The following is a 19,840-nucleotide window of genomic DNA, read 5'->3' as shown; positions in this document are numbered from 1 at the left end:
CACAAAACCCACGAATTATAACCAAAGCACACAAAACGAATGTTGCAATGGTCTTAAAATAATAGAATCAATACTCAAAACAAGATTTTATAGGATAATAAGCCTCTAAAAACCCTCGCATATCTCTTGCCCAACTATCTGTTTTAGAAACACCCGCATCATTCAAGCAAAAAAACGGAGGCATATTCTCATTATGCCCTCCTGCTAAAATAGCTTTATAAAATAACTTACGGTATATTCGTTTAGTATTAATATAAAAATAACTCACATCACAAGGCACATTTGTTTTTTCTAAAAAACTTAATAAAGGTATTGCGTGGGGATAAAACGCCATTCCCCTGCTCGTGCGAAACTTATCTTGTGCATATTCATCTATTGCTTCTTGAAAAAAATCACAGGCATTTTCAGCATTTCTCTTGGTTTGCGGATAAGGCACATGGGCAGTTACAATTCCAGAAGCTTTTGCTATATCTAAGCCTTTTTTAGACATAAAATTAAATACATTGGTGTATGATTTCGCATGTGGCGTTTTAGCAGAAAAATACCCATCTAAACGAGAATTTCGCCAATCAAGAAAAAGATAGGGCTTCCCCGAAGCTGTAAAAAACTCTTCTTTTAAACAAGGGCGTGCGAAAAAGAAATCATCGTTTAAATAGATATAATGTTCGCTCAAATCTGGTATACGATGCAAAAACGCTTCAATAGGACGACAACTAAAGGTTGGTAAGTATTGTTCGGGAATAAAATCTTTATGATCTACTATTTTTATTTTTGGGTGCTTCTCATGTAGCCACTTTGGCTTTTGCCCCGCTGTAACAATAAAAATATTACGCACCCACGGCAAAAACGCCTCTACAGAACGCAAAGAATATTTTAATTCATCATTATTGCGAAAATGAGCTTTCCCAACGCCGTCTTCATGCATTTCTCCCTTTTTCTCTGCGTGTTCTCGCAAATATTGATTGCGTAAAGCAATATGAGCCGAGTCCTCTCCATCTACCCAAGTATAAACCAAATCAACAGGGAAATTCGCTGTTTTATATTGTTCAATACGTTCCGTTAAGTTTGGCAACCGATAAGGGCAACTCACGCACGCTTTTAACTCAGGAATTTTATTTATAAATAAACTACTTAAATAACGTAACAGATAAGTTTTAATCACATTTTGACTATCTAACGCCGGCAAGTTTTGTTTTTTGTTAGAAAATTCAACATCTAAAGAACTACATATGCGTTTTTTATTGGGACTCAAAATTTCATAACAAGCCGCACAACAAGAGAATAACGCATTATATCTAATTAAAAAATTACGAAAAAACTTAGGCAAGTATAAATACTTCATTAGTTTTTTTCTCTCAGACTAAATATTTTTTTTATCTTGCCTACACTCTTATCTCTTAAAGTTTCTAAATAAAATAAAATTTTAAAACGCAGAGTCAATAAATTTTTAAAAGGCAATGGTCGAGCTAAAATTTCTTGTAAATCAACAAACAAAGCTTCGTTTTTATTCTCTAGCCACGTTCTTTGTAATTGTGTTTTATTTTTTAATTGATTAGCTTCGTTTATAAGCTTTTCCCATTGGTCAAAAATTTTATCGGGCTGATAACGAGACAAAAGTTTTTTTCCGTTTTTCCCAAGCTTTTCTCTTAATTCTTTATTAATCATCAACTCTCTAAGTTTTTTTGCCAATGATTGTGCTGTCATTTCTTCTGCTAACAATCCGTTTTCATTATGAATAACGATTTCGTTAACACCTGTACAACTTGCAAAACCCACGACAGGCAATTCAAAAGTTTGTGCCTCTGTCATAACCAAGCCAAAACCTTCATAACGAGAAGGCATACAAAAAATATCGCTCAAAGCATAAAATGAAGATAAATCATCAACCATACCGGGAAAATAAATACGATCTTCAAGCTTGCTTCGCCAAACTAAAGCTTTATAAACATGAGCATCTTCACCGTCGCCGCAAATACATAAATCCCAATCGGGAAATTTCCCGGCTAAACTAATAAACGCTTTAATAAGTAAGGAAAATTGTTTGTGCGTATCAACAAAACGCCCTGCGGCTATAATTCTTTTACGTCTTTTTTCTACTTTGTTTATTTTATATTCACTCAAAAAATTAGCGGCATTGGGAATTACTTCTATGCGAGGTTCTAAAGTTTTGGGCAACATAGCCACAAAATTCTGTTGCAACAGATGAATTTTATCTGCCGCCGCTAAACAAGCATGACGCTCATAAGCGTTCCACTTTTCCGTATTAATAATCTCCGGGTGATTATGTTCGGAAATAATTAAAGGAATACCCGTATGTTGCAACAATACAGGTATCCACATAAGCTTGCTCCAAGAAAACAACGCAACCATAACATCAATATTTGCTTCAACAATAATTTTTTTTGCTTGAAAAATAGAATCGACATAAGGCGGTAAAATCAAACGCTTTATTTTTATTCTCTTATCTAAAGGGAAACAGGGTGTTTGCTTGTTGGTTGGAGAGTAGTAAAAAATAGTAAGTTCATGCCCACGCTCAAGCATGGCGTTAGCTAAATCTATTCCGACTCGCTGTAGTCCGCCACGGTTTTCCATTAAATTCCAAATAACAAGACCAATGTGCATAAACTAAGACCCTTATTGATTAGCATTTTTAGAAACATTTACTTATTATTTAAAAGCTCTTGCAAGTTATAACAACTTGCTTATATCAACTTAATTCAAAAAACTTTTTGCCAGTTTAAAGGCTTCCGTAAAGTTTGCAACAAAATATTCTTCACCGATTTCTTTTGCTAAACCTGATTTGATCATAGCCTTTTTGGGTTGTCTTTCTAACCCGGAAATAATTATTTTTATATTTTTTGCATAAGCCTTAACAATAAGCTGTTGAAACACCAATAAAGATGATGCGTCCAACGACCTTACATATTTCATATTGATAATCATCACTTTTGGTGCTGTTTGAAGATGGGCAAAGAGAGTTTGTAATTTTTGAGTTGCTCCGAAAAAAAACTCACCAGACATTTTAAACTCAACCACATCAGAATAAAAGAGTTCTGTCCCTGCTCTGCTTACATCGGAAACAGACGTATTAGGTTCAATCATATCGATATATTTGACCTGAATACTTGCCTGAGATGCCATACGCTTAATAAACAAAGCACAGGCTGTTAAAATTCCGACTTCAACAGCAACAGTAAGGTCAAAAAACACCGTTAATAAAAAAGTGATTAACAAGACAACAGCGTCGCTTTTAGGATAAATATGAAGTTGCTTAAAATCTCTCCACTGCCCCATATTGATAGCAACAACAACCAAAATTGCAGATAATACCGCCAAAGGAACATAAGAAGCTAAAGGAGCAATTACAAGCATTATAACCAGTAATGTCAATGCATGCACAATTCCGGCAATAGGGGTACGCCCACCGTTACGAATATTTGTTGCTGTTCTAACTATCGCTCCCGTCGAAGGAATTCCGCCAAATAAAGGAGACACCATATTGGCTATTCCTTGAGCCATTAATTCTTGATTAGAGTCATGTTTGTCATCGATCATTCCATCAGCCACAACAGCACATAAAACCGATTCAATACCGCCAAGTAAGGCAATAGTTACCGCAGGACCAAGTAAAAACTGAAAAGTATCAAAATCAAAGGCAGGCACTTTAAAAGCCGGTAAAACACTGGGAATACCCCCTGCAAAGCGAGAACCTATTGTCTCAACGGGAAGATTTAAAAAATATGCCAACGCCGTTCCTAAAATTAATACGGCTATAGGTCCCGGGGCAAATTTAGACAAGCGTTTAGGCCAAAAAACAATAGCCAAACAACAACCTATTGTTAAGATTAAAGCAGTGTAATTAATAAAATTGACATTATGAAAAATATTATTAATAGAAGCGATAAAACCTGCTTGAGCCTGCCCCGGCGGCAATCCAAAAATATCTTTAAGTTGAGTCGATAAAATTGTTATGGCAATACCCGAAGTAAAACCACTAATTAAAGGTTGGGGGAAATAATTGGCAAACCAGCCCATTCTAAAAACACCAAGCAAAAAAAGTATTACTCCCGCCATCATGGTGCAAATTAGTAAATTATCAACTCCATAAAGCTGAACTATTCCAAGAATAATTACAACAAAAGCCCCTGTTGGTCCGCCTATCGCAACTTTTGTTCCACCCAATAAAGAAGTTAAAAAACCTGCGACAATGGCGGTGATAATGCCGGCTTCGGGTTTAACGCCGGAAGCAATCGCAAACGCCATTGCCAAAGGAAGGGCAACAACTCCGACGGTTATACCCGCCATAACGTCTTTTTGAAAAACAGATAAATTATAATCGCTTAAAGAATCAAAAATACGTGGTCTAAAAACATTTTTTATTTGAAAATTCACTTACTGTTCTCCTGAAATAAGACCATTGCAAAACTCCGTTTTGCGTTCTTTTATCATCGTTTTATGTTCAGTATACACATAGCATAAAACGAATTAAAGCACAAAGCCACTCATTTTACAGGAAAATTAAATTTTCCCATTGTTTCGTGGATACCCCGAAGCCCCGCAAGAGCTTTAAGGTTCACCGACAAGCGAAGCCACTTTAGTGTCTTTATTCGTGTTTTTGGAGTGTCTTCCTAAAGGAAGCCACTTCGAGACTACTGTGCAATAGGTTCGAAATAACTGTAATTAGCAATAGCAAAATATAAAATTAATATTCACTTTCAATGAATATATCATGTAAATATTTCAAGAATGACCGTTTTACGATCAACGCAAGGAGAAAGCAATAAACACTCTCCGCTAGTAGCACAAAGCTGAATTCTAGTTCCGTCTTTAGCCACAGAGTTTACGGCATTAGTTATATCATTAAAAAAGTTTGACAAAATACTAACTGATTGCCCCAAAGCGTGAGAACGCAAAATATCAAATTTAATTTCCGCCGCTCTGTTCCAATGAGTAATAATTCCCTGAGTGCTGACTAAAATAAAAACACTACTCATAGAATTAAAAACATCATTTTGTTTGTCTATAAAATCACGCATTTTTAAACTGAATTTTTTTAAATCTTCATCTGCACCTTTAAGGTCAGATTTCAAACTCTCAAACTCGGTAACATCAGCTTGAATCACAGCAAAACCACATTGGACGGACGAGTTTGTTCCCGCTTCAAACACAGGGGAAAAACGCATGTTTAATATGCGAGAATAGCCTTTTGAACCTGTCATGGCAACGCTATTTAAACGTGAACTTAACCCGCTTGAAATACGTTCAAGACAGTTTTTTAACTCAGTGCTGTTATAGTTTGGGTCTTGAAACAAGGCATAAGATCCTAATTCAACTCCACCGTTAGTTCCCCAAAAAGAACGCCAAGCGGCGTTGCCCCATTGCAAGACTCCGTGCATATCAAAAACAGCAAACATATCGTCAAGCTCTTCAACCAGTGCAATAAAATGTTGCTCTTTGGAAACAGGTTGATTATAAGGAACTTCATGGTGCGGAGATTCTAGAAAAAAGACAATTTCACACTGTTTTTCAAGGTAAGTAAAACGCTGGATATCTACAACAACCGAACGTAAATCACCGGAAACAGTACGAAACCTGACTTGTATTTTAGGCGTTTCCAAGCCTGAACGCAATGAAGCGACTGAATGAGCAAAAATATCACGATCATCACGAAACAACAGGCGAGAAAGTTCAGAGCCAACAAGCTCACTTTTTTCAACACCAACCATATAAGCTAAATGATTATTTACGTTAAGAATATAACCATCATATTGTATTGCTATACCTTCTTGAATAGTGCTAAAAAGAGCTTGCCACTCTACTTCACCTTGAGCAACAATATGAGATAATTGAGCAATTTCAGAATTAGACGTTTCTAAAGCTTGTCGCATTTTTTTGATTCTCATTTGAAAGTAAACTACAACCAAAAGTACCAATAATATGCAAACAAGCAATAAAACCCAATTTGATAAAACCCAAAGGTACATATATATCCTTATTTTATTATATAAAAAATGTTTTGCTTATAACTAACACTAATGTAATATATTTTCAATAAAACTTAAATAAAAATAAAATATGAACAAAAATAAAATCACCAATAAAAAAAATATCGTAATTCGTCTAAGCTCTATCGGAGACATAATTTTAATCAGCGGCGTTTTAGATTATTGGAATAAACAAAACCAAACAAAATTTACCGTTATAACCAAAAGCGGCTTTGCCTGCCTTTTAAAAAATCACCCGGCGATAGAAAATATTATTGAGCTAAATACAACGCAACTTAATTTTATTCAACTGATAAAAACTTTTTATACACTGGCGTCTCAATATAAACAATATATTTTAATTGATTTACATTGTAATTTGCGTACTTTTTTATTGAAAATATTTTGGAAAAACAAAATACAAAATTATGCTAAATTTTCAAAAGAACGTAAAACGTTTTTAAAAAACAAAAATGATATTCAGGTTAAAAGTTTATTAAACAAGTACACAATTCCTCAACGTTATGCTCTGGCGTTAACAAATAACACACCGGAAAACAATAAGCTCTTGCCTCAACTATTTTTAACCGACCAAGAAACAGCCAGAGGAAAAAAACTTTTAGCTGAAACAATCGAAAAAACATTTAAAATAGATTCAGTAAGCGAAAAAAATATTAAAGTAGTCGCAATACACCCCTACGCCTCTTATCAGCCGAAAGCTTGGCATAAAGAACATTGGGAAAAACTTGTGCAACTTTTAGACGCGGCAAAAATTCCTTGGGTCTGTATAGGACGCAACAAAGATAAGTTTTTTAATACAACCAACGATTTAACAAACTTACTCGATTTAAGAGAAAGCGCCGCTTTATTAAAAGCTTGTACCCTGTTTATTACACCTGACTCAGGTCCAATGCACTTAGCCAGAGCAGTAAAAACACCACTTATCGGACTATTTGGTCCCACGGTAAAAGAATGGGGTTTTTACCCAGATGAAAGTGAAGGACTTGTTTTAGAAACTGATTTAGCTTGTCGTCCCTGTTCGTTACACGGAAAAAAACCATGTAAATTGCCCAAAGAAGAAAACTGCATGTTTAAAATTACTCCGGAAAGAGTTTTTGAAAATATCTTAAAGATCTTAAACAAAAATTCATTATAATTTTAAATCAAGTTCTTTATTGTTTAAACAAAGATAAGCCCACTTTAGCGCGGGTGTTAGCAATTCGGGAAAGTTTACAATCAAACTGTTGAGTTCTTCCAAGTCAACAAACATACCGTCTTCTGCTTCATCTGTATTAAAACAAGGAATAAAATTGCTTGGTTCTGAAATATATAACGCCAAGGCGGCGTTCCCCGTGTTTTTTTCTGCTTTGTGCTTGGCAATAAGGTTAAGCCTGACTCCGCTAATTGCAATTTCTTCAAAAAGTTCTCTAAAAGCCGCCTCTTCAAAGCTTTCTCCGGCTTTTACAAAACCTGTTGCCGAACAAGTCCACATACCTGCATACGGTTTTTTGTGTTTCGCTCTTTTATGAATATATATTTTTTTGTTTTTGTTAATAAACAAAATAAGCACGGCTTTAAAAAAAAGTTCTTGCTTTACAAGTTCAGACCTTGGCATTATCATTAACGTTTTACCGCTATTATCCAAAACTTCTATTAATTCGACATCTTGTTCAAGCACATCGTCTTGGATCATTCTGATATAATAATCCAATGATTTTATATTATTATCGACTGGCAACAATATCACCTCGTTTTTTATACTAATAAAAAAATATATGCTTAATTCAAATACTATTCAATATATTAAGTTGGAAAAAAAAGATATTTCTCAAGTTTGTGCTTTAGAAACACTGTGTTTTCCGACTCCGTGGAGCGAAGAACAAATAAATTCTTCTTTAAATGATAGTTTTTTTTCTATGTTTGGAGCAAAACAAAATGATGAACTTTTAGGCTATATCGCTCTTTATCACCCTTTAACAGAGTTCGGAGACAACGAAATTGAAATTTTAAATTTGGCTGTTAAGCCGGAATATCGCAGACAAGGCTTAGGAAAACAATTATTAAATATTATGTTGCAAACAGCAAACAAAATGGGCATAATAAGAGCCGTTCTGGAAGTAAGAAAAGGCAACATTTCGGCTATCAATCTATATAAAAGTATAGGATTTCAGCAAGTTGGCTTGCGACCAAGATATTATTCCAATACCAATGAAGATGCTTTAATTTTAGCTCTCGATCTTAATTCTTAAACTTCAAAAATAAAAACAACTAGTTAACGCAAAAACGTAGCAAACGCTAAGGGGTAAACAATGAAATATTTAATGGCTGCCAACTGGAAAATGTATAAAAACAGGCAAGAAGCTCAAAAAACAGCCTCAGAACTGTTTGCAAAAATAGGCACCATGCCGGAAGACCGAGAACTTGTCATTTTTGCTCCCTTTACCGCTATTGAAACAACCGCCGAAAGTTTTAAGAAAAACGGACAACCCGTTAAAGGCTTTTCCGTCGGCGGACAAGACCTTTATCCTGCTAGCGAAGGAGCGTATACTGGTGAAATATCACCCGGTATGCTCATCGACGCCGGGGCAACTTGGGTTTTAACCGGACACTCGGAACGTAGAGCAATTATCGGCGAAAACAACGCTTTTGTCGGTCAGAAAACCGCTTTCGCCATGAATGCGGGCTTGAAGACTTGCCTTTGTATCGGCGAAACCTTAGCCGAACGTGAAGCGGGAAAGCTAAACAGTATATTAGAACAACAAATAAAAGAAGGCGTTAAAGACCTTTCCGAAGACTTTAACCCCGACGACTTTGCGGTTGCCTACGAACCTGTTTGGGCAATAGGAACAGGAAAAGTCGCAGGCGTAGAAGAAATTACAGAAGCACACAACCTTGTGCGTTCCGTGTTAATAAAATTATTTAAAGAAAAAGGTAAACAAATCAGAATCTTATACGGCGGAAGCGTCAAACCGGACAACGCAACTCAAATAATAAAGCTTGACAATGTTGACGGAGTTCTGGTAGGTGGCGCTTCTCTACAGTCAGAAAGTTTTGCTAAAATTGTCTTGGCATAATAAAATATTTAATTTTTATACATCAGTCGACTTAAATGGAGGTTTTCAGTGCAAACTCTTGTTTTGACACTACATATTATTGTATGTATCTTATTGGTAATCTTAGTATTGTTACAATCTGGAAAAGAAGGCATGGGCGTTATTTTTGGCGGAGGCTCAGGTTCTGTTTTTGGTAGTAGCGGTGCAGGCGGAATTTTAGTGAAATTAACAGCGTTTACGGCCTTAATTTTTCTTTGTACCTCATTGGCATATAACATTATTATTTCTAAGCCAAAAAATAAATCTATTTTAGATACGGTTATTCCGATTGAAGAGGTTAATAAACCTGTTCAAACCAACCAGACAACCCCGTCTAACTAAAAACTTTTATTGTAAAGAGTGCAAACAATCCGGTTTAATTGCCGGATTTTTTGTTTGTATAACAAGCAAAGCAAAAAACATATCGCACGCTCTAAAAAGTTTGCTTTTTACATAAAAACACGCTAAAATTATTAGACTTTAATGAACAAAAAAGACCATTGCAAAACTCTGTTTTGCGTGCTTTTATCATCGTTTGAGGCTCTATATGCACATAGCATCAAACGCCTTAAAGCACAAAAACCACTCATTTACAGAAAATTAAATTTTCCTTATTCGTGGTTTTTGGAGTGTCTTTCTAGCGAAAACCACTTTTGAGACTATTGTGCAATAATCTCAAAAGCTATAAAAAACCAAAGAGGTGTAGTATGAATAAAGATAATAACACAAACAATGAACTAACAAGCTTAAAAAAACTTGAAACCAAAATAGTTTCAGGCATGCGTCCAACAGGAGCCTTACACCTCGGGCATTACTTTGGCGTTTTAAAAAACTGGGTTGAAATGCAAGAAAAATATAAGTGTTATTTCTTTGTCGCTGATTGGCACGCTTTAACCAGTGAATATGAAAATCCAAAAAGAATCAAAACCTTTGTTCCGGAACTTGTAAAAGATTGGATAGCGTCAGGTCTTGACCCTGAAAAATCTGTTATTTACCGCCAATCTGATATTAAAGAAATTGCCGAATTACACCTGCTCTTATCCATGTCTACGCCTGTCAGTTGGGTAGAACGTTGCCCAACTTATAAAGAACAACAACAACAAATCACCGGAAAAGACCTCGCAACCTATGGTTTTTTAGGCTATCCCGTTCTTATGACTGCTGATATTATAATGTTTCGCTCCAAGCTTGTTCCCGTAGGGCAAGACCAATTGCCCCATCTCGAGCTTTCACGCGAAATTTGCCGACGCTTTAATAACTTTTACGGGGAATTTTTTCTCGAACCTGAAGCTCTTTTAACAAAAGCGGCAAAATGCCCCGGGCTTGACGGTCGAAAAATGTCGAAAAGTTACGGAAACTCAATTATGTTAAGCGAAAGCCTCAGTGACGTTGAACCAAAAATAAAAGGAATGCTCACAGACAGTAAGCGTATTCGCAGAACCGATGTGGGCGACCCTGATACTTGCAATCTCTTTCCCTATCATGAACTTTTATCATCACAACAAGAACAAACAGAAATACGTCAGGGCTGTACGAGTGCTGCTCTTGGCTGTGTGGATTGTAAAAAAATCTTGTTAAAAAATCTTGGTGCTTTCTTAGAACCAATGCAAGAACGCCGTGCAAAACTCAACGATAAAGTTTTATATGAAATTATTGAGGCGGGGAACCAAAAAGCCCGTATAGAAGCTCAAAAAACAATGGAACAAGTGCGTAAACTTGTTGGCATGAACTAAAAAATATGTCGAATCAAAAGCTCACCCACCCCAAAATATTAAGTCGTAGCCAATTGTCGGATACTCTTGAGACCTTGCGTAAAACCAATAAGCGTATTGTTTTTACAAACGGCTGTTTTGATATTATTCACCCGGGTCATGTGGACTTGCTCGAACGTGCCAAAAAATATGGTGATGTTTTGATCTTGGGCTTAAATAGCGACGATTCGGTACGCAGACAAAATAAAGGACCTGATCGTCCTTTAAATAGCTTTGAAGTGCGTGCTTTTGTTTTAGCACACCTTGAAAGTATTTCTTTTGTTACTGAGTTTACCGAAGACACACCGCTTAAACTAATTGAAATAATTCAGCCAGATATATTGATTAAAGGGGGAGATTGGTCCCCTGATAAAATCGTTGGCAAAGAGCTTGTAGAAAAAAAAGGTGGACAAGTTTTAAGCTTGGAATTAATCAAAGGTTATTCCACAACAGCTTTAATTGAAAAGATTCGTTGTGGCGTTTCCCCTTCGCTCAAACAATAAAACAATTTGCAAAAATAACAAAAGTAAAAACAGCTCGTTATCTCCAATTGATAGTGCCGTATAACAGCTTGGAAATATGGTCAATAACACTCTCGGGAAATATAAAAATAACTAAAAAAACAATTATAACCATTACCCACTTTACAGTAAATAAAATAGCCTTTCTTTTCTCTTCATCATCGACTAAATTAATCAACACAGCTTTAACAATAGCATAAGAAAAAAACATAACAAAGCCTATAATCAACAGCGGAACAATCACAAGAGCAAAAAACATCAAGCCTCCTCATTAAAAAGTTAATTTATAATAACTTTTTATATAAAAACATCAATAAAAAAAATATTCCAAACCCAAAAGGAAAGAACAAAATATGACATCAGTTAAGATTAAAGACTTACATTCATCAGAATACGAACACCCTCTTGATCGCATCGGTTTAGAAGCCTTAAGAAAAATACCGTTATTCCCGAAAGTCTTGGAACTATGTACAGTTCCGCAAAACAGCATAACCAGATTAGAACTGTTTGGCAGTAATCTTAAAGTTTCAGAAAGGCAAATGCCTTCTCTTTACAAGCTAATGAAAGAAGCTTGTGAAACTCTTGAAGTTGAAGAGCCACTTTTTTATTTAAGCTCTGCTCCTCAGCTTAACGCTTATACAGCATGCCCGGATAAACCAATTGTTTGTATCTATAGCTATCTTCTTGATATTTTGACAGATGACGAAATTCGTTTTGTTATCGGACACGAGCTTTCACACATCAAGTCTCAACATATTGTTTATCAGGCTTTGGGAACTATTTTAGGAGAAAATTTATTGAGTGCCGTGCTTTCAACCGTTCCGGGGTTGAGCACCTTCTCTCAACCTGCGATTTACGCACTTAATTATGCTTATTTTGAATGGTACAGAGCAGCCGAATATTCTTGCGACCGAGGCGGCTATTTAGCCTGTCAAAACTTTACTGCATCATGCACGGCTCTTATGAAACTAGCCGGTTCAAGCCAACGCTATGTAAATGAATTAAACCTTGAAGAATTTATTGAACAAAGCAGAAATTTTGAAAGCGTAAGCTCACAAGGGCTTGGTCTAGTACAAAAAATTATTTTAAGCAATGGACGCTCTCATCCATGGTCTGTATCTCGAGTGCATGAATTAGTTAAATTTAATGATAGCGGTGAATATACTAATATTCTTGAACGTAAAGCACCACGCAAAGAATTGCCATCAGCTTCTGACGAAACGGCAAATACTACAAGCACAGCGGATAAAGCCAAAGATGCTGCAAAAGGACTCGTTTCCGGATTTAGCAAAGGCTTTGGCAAACTTTCCGGCAAAAGTGAAAAAGAATAAAAATAGGTTGTAAAAAACTACCGATTCTTATTATCCTTGCGAACTGGCTATGCTCGCCACCGAGGAGTAGGAAAAATTAAAAAGGACTTTCGAGAAATCGAGAGTCCTTTTTTATAAACATAACATATGATTATTTTTTTGAACAAAATATAAGTCTAATAAGCCAAATTCCAAAAACAAAAACGCCGGCAATAGCCAATAAACCAACAAGAGCTAATACAAAGCCTATACCCAATATTACAGTAACTTCAGACGCACTGTTAACAACAAAAGACCCCATGATCATACCAACGACAACAACGAACATGATAAAACAAACAACTGCATTCAAAAACGTCCCCCACTTTTTCTTATTGGATGGAACAGATGCATTTGCATTAGCTTGATTTGTCATATTATTTACACCTATTGTTATATCATATTCGTTATTGCATGAACGCACACACCATCAACTTACAAAAATTTACAGTTAACAGATTTTTATTTAGCTCATGTCTCATTTTTTCGTTAAGCTCACTTTAAGCGTATTTATAAAATTGTTGCAAGTTATTTGTGTTTTTTGATATATTTGCTTCCTCATTGATCTCAAAAAAGATAAAGAAACGATTGGGTAGCCTTTACACTTTTCAACAAATCAAATATATGTCTTTTTTATTTGCTATTATTTACCTCATTTAAGGAGTATTACATACATGATCAAAAAAGGTTATATTAGAGCGTTTTTTTGGCTTTCCAAAAAAAAATCTGTTCCCGTATTTCCGCTACGTTCTATAATAGGGTTATGTATTGTATTTATCTGTTTAGTTGCAATTGCTTTCTTTTTGGAATTAGAACTTGGAATGATGGCAAAAACACAACAAATATCTACTCCGGAATGGGTGCTGGAAAATAGCAAAATAAACAAACAAAACTATATAAAAATATTAAATAACAAAACAAACCCAATAATGAAAGGTTTAGGTTTTGCCCCTCCTGAAGTATCCAATGAAAGAAAACGTATTCTTGTTGTTGGAGACTCTTATATTTGGGGTGATGGTCTAGTTAATATTAACACTGTCTGGTGGCGTCAACTAAATTGGGAATTAGAAAAGCGTGGTTATAACAACATCGACGTTATCGCTATCGGAGTTAATGGTGCTTCCACCAAAGATCAGTTGGCTTGGCTTAAAGAAAAAGATAAAGAAAGCGGTCTTAGTATTTTTGAAAAATATAAACCTGATGCTATTATTTTTGGCTATGTAACCAATGACCCTGATATGGGTTACGTTAAACAATATAGCACAAACAAAAGACCAAGCAGGTCTCTTTTGGCAAGACTCTTTCCCAACATAAGAGAAGCCGTTATTGAAAGATATGAAAAAAAACTTGAAACCACAGGTAAATATAACGACTTAACCGGTTATCCTTATGAACAATGGGAACTCATGCTTTTACAAGGCAAAAACTATGAAGAATATAAAAAGCTCATTTTAGAGCTGTCAAAAGAACTTAAAAACTATAATGTTCCGGCTTTTTTTGTTTCGACTCCAACCAGTCCAAATGCAACATATGTTGCCCCTAGATATGCTCAAATTAAAGAAGATATTCCTAAAGCCGGTATTCCGTTTTATAATTTATTGCCAACAATGATAAAAGAGATTTCTCCAAAAGAAAATGTACTTGCCAATCCGGCAAACGGACACCCAGGTCCACGAGTTACCCGTTTTTTTGCGAAGCAAGTTGTTGATATTTTAGAAAAAGACTATCCTGATGTTTTAGGAAACAGAACTATCACTCAAACACCAATCACCCCTAAAATTAACGATTGGTTACCCCCTGCTCTTGATGTTAAACAAACAGCTAAAGACGAATGGACTTTTCAAGGAATTGCGCCTCCGGATGCCTTATTGTACATGCCAATAAAAGAACCTCACGCCGTTCTTAGTTTTGAGCGTCCGAGGTTGATTAAAGAATTGCAATTCAATGACTCAAGAGATTTAAAGTATTCTGTTTGGGTTACTGCTCTTGATAAAGAAAAAGATTTTGAATTAGCAGAATATATATTTGCCGGTTCAGCACAAGGTAAAGAGGCTAAAATAATTTTCTCATCTGATATTCAAGAGTTACGCATTACATCGCTACGCATAAAAATTGACGGACTAACAACTCCGCCAACAACAATTATTCCGACATCTTCAATAAAAAGAGATTCGGGTGGTGTCTTTGTTGCTTCACTAGAAGAACTTGAAAATATTGCCGATAGCCCGGAACACCCGGAGCGTTCCACTTTAGTCATGTATGAAAATGATACCCCTCTTGTGTTTGCCCACTCAAAAATTGAAGATATTAAAACTAAAAATGCCAGATATGCACATTGGCAAAAAAATCTCTATTTTTCCAGCAGTGATTTTTCAGACCCTCGGAACAACGGGAAAAAATATTCTTATTCTCTTAAAAAAGAAAACCCGATTTCCTTAAAGATTACTTTCTCCGATCAGGCGGTAACACAATGACATATATTCTTGGACTTTCAGCATATTATCACGACTCTGCCGCTGCAATTTTAAAAAACGGCGAGATTGTAGCAGCCGCACAAGAAGAACGGTTTACCAGAATTAAAGGGGACTCTTCTTTCCCTGCTCATGCTGTCAATTATTGTTTGCAAACCGCCGGTATCACAGAGCACGAAATAGACCATGTAGTATTTTATGAACACCCGCTAACCCACTTTGAACGTCTTACAAGTATCTACCACTTGTCTGCACCAAAAAGCATCAAGAGTTATTTACAGGCGTTTCCTGCGTGGTTAACCAATAAACTTTGGACAGATCAAATAATTAACCGAGAACTCGACCGTAAAGGGGCTGTACACTGTTGCGACCACCACCTTTCGCATGCCGCAGCAGCCTTTTATCCCTCACCATTTGAAGATGCGGCAATCATTACGATTGATGGAGTCGGAGAATGGTCTACAACAACTTATGGTTACGGCAGTGGTAATAAATTTAACTTGTTAAAAGAAATGCGTTTTCCTAATTCAGTCGGCTTACTATATTCTGCTTTTACTTATTTTACAGGTTTTAAGATTAATAGCGGAGAATACAAACTAATGGGGCTTGCTCCCTATGGAAAACCTCGTTTTGTGGATATTATTTTAAAGGAAATTATTCACCTTGAACAAGATGGCTCAATTCAATTAAATCAACGATATTTTGATTATATTGGCGGGTTAACAATGACTAACGCTAACTTTGCCGAACTTTTTGAAGGGCCGCCCCGTATACCGGAATCTCCACTGACTCAACGAGAAATGGACATAGCCGCCAGTATCCAAGCTGTTTTAAATATTATTGTTACAAAAATGGCTTTACATGTTAAAGAAGAAACTCAAGCAAAAAACCTTGTTCTTGCCGGCGGAGTTGCTTTAAATGTTGTTTCTTCCGGAATTTTATCAAGCAAGCAAATTTTTGACTCTCTCTGGATACAACCGGCCGCTGGTGATGCAGGCAGTAGCTTGGGTGCAGCTTTATGGTATTGGCATTCGGTTTTGCAACAACCTAGAAATATTCAAAAACCAGATAGCATGAAAGGTTCGTTCCTTGGATCTGATATTCCACCAACGTCAACAGAAGATGATGAAATATTAAAAAAACTTGGTGCAAGCTGGATCGTATTACCTGACAATGAGTTACACAAAAAAATTGCAGAATTGATAGCCTCAGAAAATGTGGTTGGTCTTGCCAGGGGACGTATGGAATGGGGACCAAGGGCGTTAGGAGCTCGTTCTATATTAGGAGATGCACGCTCTTCCAAAATGCAATCGCATATGAATTTAAAAATTAAATTCAGAGAAAGTTTTCGCCCTTTTGCTCCCATGGTTTTAGCAGAAGACGCTACATCATACTTTGAAATTCCCGAAGAAAGTCCTTATATGCTTTTTGCTTATCCCGTCAAAGAAGAACATAGAATTCCTCTTACACCTGAACAACAAAAGCTTTGGGGAATAGATTTATTAAATGTTCCGCGTAGTACAATTCCGGCCGTTACCCACGTAGACTATTCTGCAAGAGTGCAAACCATTGATAAGCAACGCAACCCTTTTGTTCATGGAGTAATTTCTGAATTTAAAAAGATTACAGGTTGTAGCGTAATTATTAACACCTCTTTTAACGTTCGCGGAGAACCAATTGTAAATACTGCCGAAGATGCTTATAGATGTTTTATGGCAACAGACATAGACTATTTAGTTATAGGAAATAGGCTCCTTTATAGAAAGGAACAAAAAGGCACCCCTCTTAACGATGAAGAACGCAACAAATGGCTCAGGAGATTTGACCTTGATTAAAAAACAAAATGAAAATTTTTTGATACGCAGACAATGGCGTAAAAATTCACAAGAGTTAACTCAACAAATCGTCATGGGATACGGATTTGGTTTTTTATTCCTTATTTGGGGAACTTTTAAATATTTTTTGAGTCTTGAAAGTTTAGATATTTTATGGGCTATAGTGGCATGTATCGGTGTATTGTTTATTTTATGCACTTTTATTATTCCATCTGCACTAAAGCCTGTTGAACATGGTCTTAGAGCTGTTGGCAATATGGTCGGCAACAAGATCATGACTGTTTTGCTTGCAATAATTTATTACTTGCTTATTACTCCGGTAGGCTTGTTGATCCAACGCTTCAAAGGTAAAGATCCTATTTATGAATGGAATGAAACACCAAGCAAAATGAATGGTTGGGTCAAAAAAACATTGCCGCAAGACATAGAAAACTTAATGAAGACCCACGGACAAGTCAAAATAAGAAAAACAGGATTTTTTTCTGTGTTAACTTTCTTTGTAAAAACAGGAAAAATAATCTTTATTCCTGTCTTGTTGATATTGATTTCCTTAGGGTTATTACTATTCTTTTTACAAACTTCGGTTATTGCACCTTTTATTTATACGCTGTTTTAAAAAAACGGATAAAATCTCTTTAAGTTACATAAAAAAGTACTCTACCTCTTAAAACAAAAGACTCTACTTGGCTCAATAAACAAGAAGATAACTTTATTTTATGAAAAGAGAATACTTATAACCAACAGCAAACGTATCAACGACATTATATCAAACTAATTGTTAATATTAGCTTTTCTTTTGTTGGCAAACGTTTTTTGTTTTGCGTTTTAAATTCAACTTTAAAAGACAATAAATACGCCGGTAACAAGCGTTAAGATTCTTTTTGATTAAAAAACTGTAAAATATTTTTGGTCTAGATATCTGAGCAATGATTTTCCCTGAAAATTTTACGCAATAATTTGTATGGGTCTGATAAATAAATGTTTGCGACAATGCTTGAACCGAGCATATCCATTACAGTTATTGGCTTATATCTGTCAATTTTACATAAAAAAAGCCATTACTCTTACACGCTATGGCTACACTCTTCTCTGCCGAAAAAATCAAGATCTATCTTCTAACCTTAGGTTGTTTTCCATTCCGTTACAGCCTTTTTGAATTCTTCTATCCAACCGTGTTTACGACTATAGTCTATAAGATCTCGCGGATAATAGTTCATGTCGCGGAAGCTCGAATCATCAAGGTTATTCAGCACCGTAAGCATGCCCTTTTCAAAGGCCCAATAGCCAAGGTGATTTTCTGGCACACGACCTTCGTGCCGCCCATGCCAATAACAATTTTTAATGCTTTTCCCCTTGTACCAGGCTTTCAGGTACTTACCCATGGCTTTTGCCTGCCCTGCACGGTCTTCACGCAGCGATTCATACAAAATGACATAGGGCTTGGGGTGTTGTAGCGGGGCATTGGCTCCGGAAAAGTTGCGTATTCCAAGGCTATGGAACAGTACAGCAATAAAGGGGTCTAGCCCATCTTCTTCATCCTGGCTAATAAAGCTGGCAATAAGGGGAAGCCGTTCCGGCATGTTAAAAAGCACTGTCCAGCTTATGAGCAGCATGCAAAAATAATAGGCATCTGGTTCCCAGAGCTTAAAGGTGTCATCTGGGTAAACAGCTAAGTGCCGCTCCAGGTCATCAAAGGCGTAGATAACTTTACTATGAATTTCTTCTATGGGGAGCCCACAGGAGTACATGACCCACGCGAACTCAATCATTTGCCGTGCCCTACTAAAGCTAAACGACCTTGCTTTTTCCTTTGATCCTCTTGTGGCAATAATGACATTACGGTCTTCGGCATAGTCGGGGTAGCTGAAGAGTTGATGTTGCACTTTTAAGTACTCATCATAAGCTGCTTCTATAATAAATATATCACGCTTTCTTTCTTCAAATTCCTGTTCGTTCATTAATGCAACCTTTAAGGCTAGGGAGTTTAAGAAGTTGTTGGGTTATAATTTTCTACCCTTAGGTCTGTTTCCGTTACAGCCTTTTTGAATTCTTCTATCCAACCGTGTTTACGGCTATAGTCTATAAGATCTCGCGGATAATAGTTCATGTCGCGGAAGCTCGAATCATCAAGGTTATCAAGAGCCACAAAAAATTTACCATCAGCATCATTTGGCTAAAACATTTAAACCTGTCTTTTGGTGTATGATTTCGAAAAAAGAGTTTTTTATCTCTTCATTCTCAAACGCTGAAAAAGGAATTATTAATGCCTTTACAGAACCTACATAAATATAAAAAAGCTGATTACCTGTACATATTCGTTCAACAGCAGCATATTGTATTCGAGATTGAGTAGTTGCGTTTAAAGTCTCAATATAGTCATCTGCAAGTAATATCGTTTGATTGCCAATAAAGTCATTGGCTTTTCCATTTTTGATATATTCTCTCACAGATTTACGAATGAAAACATTTATTATTTTTGGAAAAAAAATGAACCATGCAATCAAGAAGAATACAGAAGAAATTATTTCTACTAGCGATAAGCTATTGTCATTAAGAAAGGGAAGAAACAAAAAAAAGAACATTAGGAGAATTACCCCATAAACAAACCTCTTGTTTTTTTGTGACTTCATATTGTTATAATGATCAATGTTGAAATTAATATAATCTTGCTCCGATACTTTGTAATGAATAGTCATGCACTACCTTCCTAAATATTATATATATTCCACAACGCTTGTTTAAAATCTACCAAAAAGCAGATAAGTAAATTTTTCTCATGCTACTATATAATCATAGTATCTAGTTTTCAAGTATTTTACATAAAAAATGAATTTTCT

Annotated in this window: 20 protein-coding genes; 10 read left to right on the top strand and 10 right to left on the bottom strand. The window is 36.0% G+C overall.

Annotated features, from left to right (window positions below; genetic code table 11):
• Window positions 1-67: 67 nt before the first annotated feature.
• The 4 genes from BT999_RS02200 to BT999_RS02185 all read right to left on the bottom strand — a co-directional run bounded on the left by BT999_RS02200 (window position 68) and on the right by BT999_RS02185 (window position 5,888).
• Window positions 68-1,342, bottom strand: coding sequence for a stealth family protein (locus BT999_RS02200; protein ID WP_072696018.1), 1,275 nt, complete (start codon window positions 1,340-1,342; stop codon window positions 68-70).
• A complete protein-coding gene (locus BT999_RS02195) occupies window positions 1,342-2,622 on the bottom strand; it encodes a glycosyltransferase family 4 protein (RefSeq protein ID WP_072696016.1) in 1,281 nt (426 codons plus the stop codon). The genes BT999_RS02200 and BT999_RS02195 overlap by 1 nt, the downstream gene beginning before the upstream one ends.
• Before the next feature lie 90 nt (window positions 2,623-2,712).
• Entirely contained in the window at window positions 2,713-4,392 is a 1,680-nt protein-coding gene (locus tag BT999_RS02190; protein WP_218587505.1) for a SulP family inorganic anion transporter, read from the bottom strand.
• Between the two features lie 335 nt (window positions 4,393-4,727).
• Window positions 4,728-5,888, bottom strand: a complete 1,161-nt coding sequence (locus BT999_RS02185) for a PAS domain-containing protein (RefSeq protein ID WP_178139297.1) — start codon at window positions 5,886-5,888, stop codon at window positions 4,728-4,730.
• 187 nt (window positions 5,889-6,075) lie between these two features.
• On the opposite strand from BT999_RS02185, the gene BT999_RS02180 reads away from it, so the two are divergent.
• Entirely contained in the window at window positions 6,076-7,140 is a 1,065-nt protein-coding gene (locus BT999_RS02180; RefSeq protein ID WP_072696012.1) for a glycosyltransferase family 9 protein, read from the top strand.
• Here the strand turns inward: BT999_RS02180 and BT999_RS02175 are convergent.
• Window positions 7,135-7,722, bottom strand: a complete 588-nt coding sequence (locus tag BT999_RS02175; protein WP_084650544.1) for an NUDIX hydrolase — start codon at window positions 7,720-7,722, stop codon at window positions 7,135-7,137. The genes BT999_RS02180 and BT999_RS02175 overlap by 6 nt on opposite strands.
• A 37-nt stretch (window positions 7,723-7,759) precedes the next feature.
• On the opposite strand from BT999_RS02175, the gene rimI reads away from it, so the two are divergent.
• The 5 genes from rimI (at window position 7,760) to rfaE2 (ending at window position 11,330) form a co-directional block, all read left to right on the top strand.
• Complete coding sequence (gene rimI / locus BT999_RS02170) at window positions 7,760-8,233, top strand: ribosomal protein S18-alanine N-acetyltransferase (protein WP_072696010.1); 474 nt, start codon at window positions 7,760-7,762, stop codon at window positions 8,231-8,233.
• 60 nt (window positions 8,234-8,293) lie between these two features.
• Window positions 8,294-9,058: a triose-phosphate isomerase gene (tpiA, locus tag BT999_RS02165; protein ID WP_072696008.1), complete on the top strand. Its 765-nt coding sequence runs from the start codon at window positions 8,294-8,296 to the stop codon at window positions 9,056-9,058.
• Window positions 9,059-9,106: 48 nt separating this feature from the next.
• A complete protein-coding gene (gene secG / locus BT999_RS02160) occupies window positions 9,107-9,418 on the top strand; it encodes a preprotein translocase subunit SecG (RefSeq protein WP_072696006.1) in 312 nt (103 codons plus the stop codon).
• Window positions 9,419-9,783: 365 nt separating this feature from the next.
• Window positions 9,784-10,809, top strand: a complete 1,026-nt coding sequence (trpS, locus tag BT999_RS02155; protein WP_072696003.1) for a tryptophan--tRNA ligase — start codon at window positions 9,784-9,786, stop codon at window positions 10,807-10,809.
• 5 nt (window positions 10,810-10,814) lie between these two features.
• Window positions 10,815-11,330, top strand: coding sequence for a D-glycero-beta-D-manno-heptose 1-phosphate adenylyltransferase (gene rfaE2 / locus BT999_RS02150; protein ID WP_072696001.1), 516 nt, complete (start codon window positions 10,815-10,817; stop codon window positions 11,328-11,330).
• A 37-nt stretch (window positions 11,331-11,367) separates the two neighbouring features.
• On the opposite strand, the gene BT999_RS02145 is transcribed toward rfaE2, so the two are convergent.
• Entirely contained in the window at window positions 11,368-11,607 is a 240-nt protein-coding gene (locus BT999_RS02145) for a hypothetical protein (RefSeq protein ID WP_072695999.1), read from the bottom strand.
• Between the two features lie 94 nt (window positions 11,608-11,701).
• Here BT999_RS02145 and BT999_RS02140 point away from each other — a divergent pair, with 94 nt between their 5' ends.
• A complete protein-coding gene (locus BT999_RS02140) occupies window positions 11,702-12,679 on the top strand; it encodes a M48 family metallopeptidase (protein ID WP_072695997.1) in 978 nt (325 codons plus the stop codon).
• Window positions 12,680-12,809: 130 nt separating this feature from the next.
• Here the strand turns inward: BT999_RS02140 and BT999_RS02135 are convergent, their stop codons facing one another.
• Window positions 12,810-13,073 carry a hypothetical protein gene (locus tag BT999_RS02135; protein WP_072695995.1) on the bottom strand — a complete coding sequence of 88 codons (264 nt, stop codon included), beginning with the start codon at window positions 13,071-13,073 and terminating at the stop codon, window positions 12,810-12,812.
• A gap of 298 nt (window positions 13,074-13,371) precedes the next feature.
• On the opposite strand from BT999_RS02135, the gene BT999_RS02130 reads away from it, so the two are divergent.
• The 3 genes from BT999_RS02130 to BT999_RS12600 are packed head-to-tail and all read left to right on the top strand — an operon-like array spanning window position 13,372 to window position 17,619.
• Window positions 13,372-15,171: an SGNH/GDSL hydrolase family protein gene (locus tag BT999_RS02130; RefSeq protein WP_072695993.1), complete on the top strand. Its 1,800-nt coding sequence runs from the start codon at window positions 13,372-13,374 to the stop codon at window positions 15,169-15,171.
• Window positions 15,168-17,003 carry a carbamoyltransferase family protein gene (locus tag BT999_RS02125; RefSeq protein ID WP_072695991.1) on the top strand — a complete coding sequence of 612 codons (1,836 nt, stop codon included), beginning with the start codon at window positions 15,168-15,170 and terminating at the stop codon, window positions 17,001-17,003. Before BT999_RS02130 ends, BT999_RS02125 begins: the two co-directional genes overlap by 4 nt.
• Window positions 16,996-17,619 carry a DUF5989 family protein gene (locus tag BT999_RS12600; protein ID WP_072695989.1) on the top strand — a complete coding sequence of 208 codons (624 nt, stop codon included), beginning with the start codon at window positions 16,996-16,998 and terminating at the stop codon, window positions 17,617-17,619. Before BT999_RS02125 ends, BT999_RS12600 begins: the two co-directional genes overlap by 8 nt.
• A 505-nt stretch (window positions 17,620-18,124) precedes the next feature.
• On the opposite strand, the gene BT999_RS02115 is transcribed toward BT999_RS12600, so the two are convergent.
• Genes BT999_RS02115 through BT999_RS02110 form a run of 3 tightly spaced genes read right to left on the bottom strand, consistent with a single transcriptional unit; the run spans window position 18,125 to window position 19,699 of the window.
• Window positions 18,125-18,961, bottom strand: a complete 837-nt coding sequence (locus BT999_RS02115) for a PoNe immunity protein domain-containing protein (RefSeq protein WP_072695987.1) — start codon at window positions 18,959-18,961, stop codon at window positions 18,125-18,127.
• Window positions 18,962-18,987: 26 nt separating this feature from the next.
• Window positions 18,988-19,149, bottom strand: a complete 162-nt coding sequence (locus BT999_RS12475; protein ID WP_178139296.1) for a hypothetical protein — start codon at window positions 19,147-19,149, stop codon at window positions 18,988-18,990.
• A 19-nt stretch (window positions 19,150-19,168) separates the two neighbouring features.
• Window positions 19,169-19,699, bottom strand: a complete 531-nt coding sequence (locus BT999_RS02110; RefSeq protein ID WP_072695985.1) for a YcxB family protein — start codon at window positions 19,697-19,699, stop codon at window positions 19,169-19,171.
• Window positions 19,700-19,840: the final 141 nt, after the last annotated feature.

The organism is Desulfovibrio litoralis DSM 11393 (assembly GCF_900143255.1).
Classification (GTDB): domain Bacteria; phylum Desulfobacterota; class Desulfovibrionia; order Desulfovibrionales; family Desulfovibrionaceae; genus Frigididesulfovibrio_A; species Frigididesulfovibrio_A litoralis.
The sequence above is the reverse complement of the archived record's forward strand: the minus strand, read 5'-3'. Positions and strand labels throughout refer to the sequence as shown.